Source organism: Chryseomicrobium palamuruense, assembly GCF_042649045.1.
Lineage (GTDB): Bacteria > Bacillota > Bacilli > Bacillales_A > Planococcaceae > Chryseomicrobium > Chryseomicrobium palamuruense.
Window position 1 is genome coordinate 1 of the sequence record NZ_JBHSEF010000030.1, and the last position, 6,068, is coordinate 6,068.

A 6,068-nucleotide genomic window follows, 5' to 3' on the forward strand; every position below is an offset into this window, starting at 1 on the left:
ATCACAAAAGCGACAGCAGATGGGGACGCAAGTCCCTTCTTGATGACCGGTTTTGGCATCTCTGCTTTTTTGATCGGCGTCTTGATCGCATGTGTCTCACAATGGCGACAGCTGTAGATGTGCTGGACATGTTCGACCACTGTCACCTGCGCAGGGATGATCTTCAGTTCCTTGCGGACCTGTGTGCTCATCTCATGCATCGAATGATCGCATTCTGAACAGACCTTCTCTGAATCAGAGAGGTCATAGTGGATCGTCTCGACAGGCAGGTCGTTCAGTCTGTCTGTTCGTCCGATCTTCTTTTTGCGTGTGTAACTGATCGTCTCAAGAGTCGGCTCTGCAAGAAGCACAGCTGAAGACACTTCGGCCTCATTGAACAATTGCAGTTCCAGTTGGTCTTTGTCTGTCTTCTCGCTCGAAGTGCCAAAGCGTTTCGCCTGAAGCAACGCAAACTGTTGCTTGTAATATTCCATCTTGGCCTCAAGCTCTTTGTTTCGCTGTTCGAGCTGTGCGTTCTTCTTCTCGAGCTCTTCAATTGTAAGTCGTGTTTTCTCGTCCTGTTTTCTCATAGGGATAAGAATAGCATAAAACCATCCGGTGAAACAGATGTCAAATCACTTTTTTAGCAGCAACTGAAGGATGTGCATCACGTTGGTCAAGCGGCAATCCATCTAGCAACCAGTTCAGCTGACGGCTTGAGATGGATAGGGGCTGGACAGACCCGAGGTCTGGCCAATCGAACAGTCCTTTCTCCAGTCTACGATAATAGAGCCAGAAACCGTTATGATCCCAAAATAAGATCTTCAGTTTATCCTTCTTTCGGTTACAGAAGACGAACAAAGCCTTTGAAAATGGATCTAGCTGAAAAAGTTCCTGGACGATGACAGCGAGGCCATCAATCGATTTGCGAAGATCCGTTGGACCCGCCGCGAGATAGACGCGCTCGACAGCGCGACCATTCATCATACCAAGCGCAGCGTCCGGATTACTTGGAGCAGAAGTGTCTCATCGTAGCCACTCGTCACCTCGATATCAACTTGGTTTATTCTCAAAGAAATTGAGTTTTCTTTTGGTTCTTCGATGACACAGGAGACCCAATCGGTCTCCTGACTCGAGTCTCGATTGATCGGGGACTGTTTTCTCAGCCAATACTTCATAGTGTGCACTGAGACTTCTTCAGTCTCGCACCATTCAACTAGTGACAAACCACTTGCGCGATATTCTTCAATCTTCGCCAACCAATACGCTTCTTTCTCTTTTCTTTTCAAAGAAAAAACCTCCCAAATTTCATTTGTGGGAGGAGTATCTCATGATTCTTCTTCTATTAAAATGTGTGCACTATTTGACGCTTACTTTCAAACAACTTGTCATAATGTGTTGATCCTCTTGATGCCGGTGGCATAGGAGGGATTGAGTCTCTTCTGATATCAAGGCTCACGCGGTCGCTCCGTCCATTGATGAGCTGGTAGAAGACCTGTTTAATCGATTCTGCAGAAGGATGCCCGTGCGTCGATGCGATCTTCAGAGATTCTGTTGCCACCGAAAAATCATGTTGTTTCAAGAGGACTGAAAGAAGTCTCAATGCTTCCTGCTTTTCAGGTACGGTGCAGCTGTCTATGTATTCTTTCCAATTGACGGGCAGTTGTTCAAAGAAATCCGTGTATTTGATTGCCATTGGCCGTTTGGCCATCAGCTCAAGATATGGTTGCCATTTCATCGACTTCTTATCCTCACCATACAGGCGTGCATGAGTAATGATTGATTCATGTTCTGCCGTCATGATCTCGATCGTGCCATATGATATCTTTGCCAAAATAGTACTTTTGGCAAAGCGAGGAGATGTGGAATACTGACGTCCATCTATTTTGACGAGTCCATACTTATCTGGACGACACTCTTCATAACGCACGCATTCAAAGGATTTCTCAGGTAACTGAAGGAGTGCTTTTCTATCTTCCTCAAACAGTTCGGATAAAAGCTCATCTTTTTGATAGTGCTTGCGATTCCTGTCTTCTTCAGCTGCAGTCCAGAAGGTCTCGTTCAAACGCTCAAGATCTGCCACATGTATCTCTGGCAATAAAAAGTTGTTACGTATGTATTTGACCATGGCTTCAACGTGACCTTTTTCATTCCCACTACCTGGATTACAGAATTCAGTGGAAAAACCATAGTGTAGGACGAATCGTTCGAACTCGTCAGTCAATAATCGCTCACCATAAGGAAGTACCTTTTTGACGGCTGGACTCAAGTTATCGAAGCGAATTGTCTTAGGGACACCACCTAGATGGTGAAAGATTCGCTTTAAGCCTTCTAGGAAACACTCTCGGTTCTGCGACTGGAATACTTGAAAATAGAATGTGTTGCTGAAGGGGAACGAGAGTACCAAGTAGGAAAGGTCGATAGACCTGCCCCTATATACAAACGGTGCTTCTCCAAAATCTACTTGTGCTGTCCCTGGCATGCTTTCAAGTGGTAACGCAGCCTCTGTAGAATGTCCCATCTGTTGTTTCTTTTTTCGTACATATTCACGTATGGAACGATAAGATCCCTCGTATCCATGATCCTTCACCAACACGTCGAACATTCTTTTGGCAGTACGACGGAACTTCTTTTTCTTAGTCGCATCTTCCTCCAACCACTTATCGATTATGGGTCTAGCTTTTCCCATAACCCTTGGCTTTCGAGTAGTCTTTAGACGCTCTTCGCTCCAGTCTTCCATGTCTGCATATTTTTTGACGGTTCTCTCATCATGGTTCATCTGTCTTGCTACTTCTGCATATTTTCTACCTTTTTGATTTACTTCTTGTCTGATATACTTGATGTCAGTCACTGTTAGCACTCCCTGTACCTCCCTGAATATTGTTAGCCCAATATCAGAGAGTTTAATTGTATGGAGAGATGCTGACAAGTGGCTTTTCTTTTTTTTGCAGCCTCTTACGAGGCTGCATAAATTAACTGCCAAACACTACATTTTTATACTGCCATAAACAGTTGTATTTGGCAGTTAACTTTTGCATGAAATGGCAATTAAGAAAACTCTCCTAATCGTATTTTTATACATTCCTGTTGACGCTTTACACTGAGCCTCCGTGGTCATGAAACCAGGCAAGAGAGCAACCAATATGCTTGCTTGGCATAGCTAGCCTATCATGACCACTCTCAGTATAAAGCTAGTTTTATTCACAAGATATTGCATAACTTTAATTGCCAATAACTACATTTCTTAAATGCCACTAACAAATCTGAGGAAAGGGATGGAGAAAGTTCAGATGATGGGATTGAGAACAGAAGGCCCCCCTGGAGAGATGGAGTGTCTCCGGTTTTCAACCTCGCACACGCGAATAGATTCCAGAATTCCCCTTTTAGGTACCTGTGCACCAAACTATTCTGTAAATTCACTACAATTCTATAATTATGTGAGATAAAGCCTCTTATATCAAGCTCCTCTTTTTTTATGCAAATTGTGTTGAATTGTTCCGTGCACAGGTACCGTTTTTTAATGCAAATTGTGTTGAATTGTCTAGTGCACAGGTATCGATTTTCCAATTGTGTTGAATTGTCTAGTGCACAGGTATCGATTTTATGCAGAGCACGGGTACCGATTAGAAAATATTTATTCGAATTCATACATCGCTAGATTATATCGTTTTAACTTTACAATTTTTTAACACAACGAAACATAATAGGAGAGTATACTAGAATAGTACTAAAGTAAGATTGAAGGAGTTCAAATGAAAACTAATCAAGTAACAATATTATTGAAGTACTTTAAGTTTTTACATAAGCACCGTCAATTTCTCAACCAGGAGTTCTTAAAAAGTGAGGAATTTAAAGGGTTAATTCAAAAGCAAAAAATAACCACTGTATTTCAACCTATTATGTCCTTAACAGAAAATGAAACTCTAGGATTTGAGATATTAAATCGACCAGAACCTACGGGCTATTTTCCTACGACTGATAAATTTTATGACTATGCTGGACAAAGTCATACGGTTTTCATGGTAGAAGCTTTCTTACGGGAACTTTCACTTGCAAGATATTCTGAACAAGCGAAACATACGCAAGATCATAAAGATCAATTAGTATTCCTAAATATTCAGCCTCAAGTGTTAGCAGATTCCGCTTATCGAAGTGGCAAGACATTGGAGCTTTTAAAAAAATTCAATCTTTCACCCACTCAAATTGTCCTGGAGTTAACGGAAAAAGAGTCTGTTCATGATTATAATGGATTTGAAAAGATTATAGAGAATTATCGTCAGCAAGGATTTAGAGTGGCAGTTGACGATGCAGGTACCGGATACAATAGCCTAAAGACGCTCGTATATTTAAAACCAGAATTTATCAAGATTGATAAATCGCTAATTAGAAACATTCATAGTAACCGTGAGCAACAGCATCTCGTGGAGTTGTTGTTGGAATTTGCAGCGCAATCAAAAACCAATGTCATTGCAGAGGGAATTGAGACTTTGTCAGAGTTAAGATTCTTACAACGGTTAGGTGTCTCCTATGGACAAGGCTATGCCTTAGGAAAACCAAACAAAGTGTTATGTAATGGGCAATTACCAGCTACATCTACTATCACTACTTCTTCTTTTCATCGAGCTATTTTATAGAAGATTATTAAGACAGATTCATTTCTCAAAAGTTTTATTCATTTAAATAGGTTGTGATACTGTACAAATATGGAGGAATATGTGTGTGATTTTCTATATCGGAGATATCGCTGAAGACAAGCCAATTTTATCTTTTAACACACCGTGTAACCAAATTGATCAAGTATTTCAAGAGACCCCAAACTTGCAAGGTATCGTTTTAAAAGATGAAGAAAGTGAAGTAGGCTTGATCACACGTACCCGTTTCTATCAAAAGATTGGATCTCGATATGGATATAGTTTATACATGTTGAAATCGATAGGCGTCCTAGCAAATAGAAAACCTTTGATTGTAGATTATTTTACATCCGTCATCGAAGTCAGCAAACTCGCTATGAATAGACCGGAAGAAGAGATTTACGACGATATCATTATTGTAATGGACGATGTCATTATTGGGGTTGTCAGTATAAAGAACCTACTCATGAAAGCGGCCGATATTCAAGTGGAGTTTGCTAGTTATCTGAACCCCCTCACTAGACTTCCTGGCAACACCATCATTAATGAAAACATTGCACAAGTGATCGCTCAAAAAAAGGAATTCAGTGTATTATATATTGATTTAGATCGATTTAAAGCATACAACGATTACTATGGATTTAAAAAAGGGGACGAAATCATTCAACTAACTGCGGATATCTTAGCTAACGCACTAGAGAAAGATTCGTTTTTAGGCCATATCGGAGGCGATGACTACATAGTGATTATAAATCACTATCATTTCAATGAATTCTGTCTGAGTGTCATCCAAAGATTTGACGAGGAAATTAAACAGTTTTACACAAAAAAACATCTGGATGATCAGTTTATCTATATGGAGAATCGGTCAGGTAGGATGGAAAAAATACCTTTAGTGACTCTTTCCATTGCCGTCGTCACAAATCAACATAAACACTATACCAGTACGGAAGAACTTATTGAGGAATCCATGCGATTGAAGAAATTGTGCAAATTAACAAACGAAAGCTGTTTTTATGTCGAGCCTTTCCATTCTGCTTATGAAGTTACGTGACACAGGATCATTCACCACTCCACCAATTTATCTGAAATGAATTGTTTTCCAGAATGTTTACCCAACGATTAACTGATACCTTTTTAAACCAATTTTAAATCAACGACTGCTACAAAAATCCCTGACTCAATATATAGTGAAGGGACTAGACAGGAGGGATGATTGTGCGATCATCAAATTCCAAAATTCCCCTTTTGTGCACCTGTGCACCAAACGATTCTGACAAAGGACTACAATTTTATAAATATGTATAGAAAACCTTGTCATATCAATATAGCTGTTTCATTTATGCAAATTGTGTTGTATTGTTCCGTGCACAGGTACCGTTTTTTCACAATAGGAGACACCGACACGGCCCTGCTTACTATCAGCTCGCAGCCAGTATCTGCGCACGTGGGCCCAAC

General features: G+C 40.5%; 6 protein-coding genes. 2 read left to right on the forward strand and 4 right to left on the reverse strand.

Annotation, left to right across the window (positions count from 1 at the left end; genetic code table 11):
* The 4 genes from ACFO0S_RS14735 to istA form a co-directional block, all read right to left on the reverse strand.
* A partial coding sequence (locus ACFO0S_RS14735; RefSeq protein ID WP_378142897.1) for an IS66 family transposase zinc-finger binding domain-containing protein occupies positions 1 to 569 on the reverse strand: 569 nt, incomplete at its 3' end.
* 40 nt (positions 570 to 609) lie between these two features.
* Complete coding sequence (gene tnpB / locus ACFO0S_RS14740; RefSeq protein ID WP_378142898.1) at positions 610 to 966, reverse strand: IS66 family insertion sequence element accessory protein TnpB; 357 nt, start codon at positions 964 to 966, stop codon at positions 610 to 612.
* Complete coding sequence (tnpA, locus tag ACFO0S_RS14745) at positions 963 to 1,268, reverse strand: IS66 family insertion sequence element accessory protein TnpA (RefSeq protein WP_378142899.1); 306 nt, start codon at positions 1,266 to 1,268, stop codon at positions 963 to 965. Before tnpA ends, tnpB begins: the two co-directional genes overlap by 4 nt.
* A gap of 56 nt (positions 1,269 to 1,324) precedes the next feature.
* Entirely contained in the window at positions 1,325 to 2,839 is a 1,515-nt protein-coding gene (gene istA / locus ACFO0S_RS14750) for an IS21 family transposase (RefSeq protein ID WP_378142901.1), read from the reverse strand.
* Positions 2,840 to 3,731: 892 nt separating this feature from the next.
* Between istA and ACFO0S_RS14755 the strand changes: the two genes are divergently transcribed.
* Together ACFO0S_RS14755 and ACFO0S_RS14760 are read left to right on the forward strand one after the other, a co-directional pair.
* Positions 3,732 to 4,613: an EAL domain-containing protein gene (locus ACFO0S_RS14755; protein WP_378142902.1), complete on the forward strand. Its 882-nt coding sequence runs from the start codon at positions 3,732 to 3,734 to the stop codon at positions 4,611 to 4,613.
* Positions 4,614 to 4,698: 85 nt separating this feature from the next.
* Positions 4,699 to 5,664 (forward strand): GGDEF domain-containing protein, encoded by a 966-nt coding sequence (locus ACFO0S_RS14760; RefSeq protein WP_378142903.1) that lies wholly within the window; start codon positions 4,699 to 4,701, stop codon positions 5,662 to 5,664.
* Positions 5,665 to 6,068 lie beyond the last annotated feature (404 nt).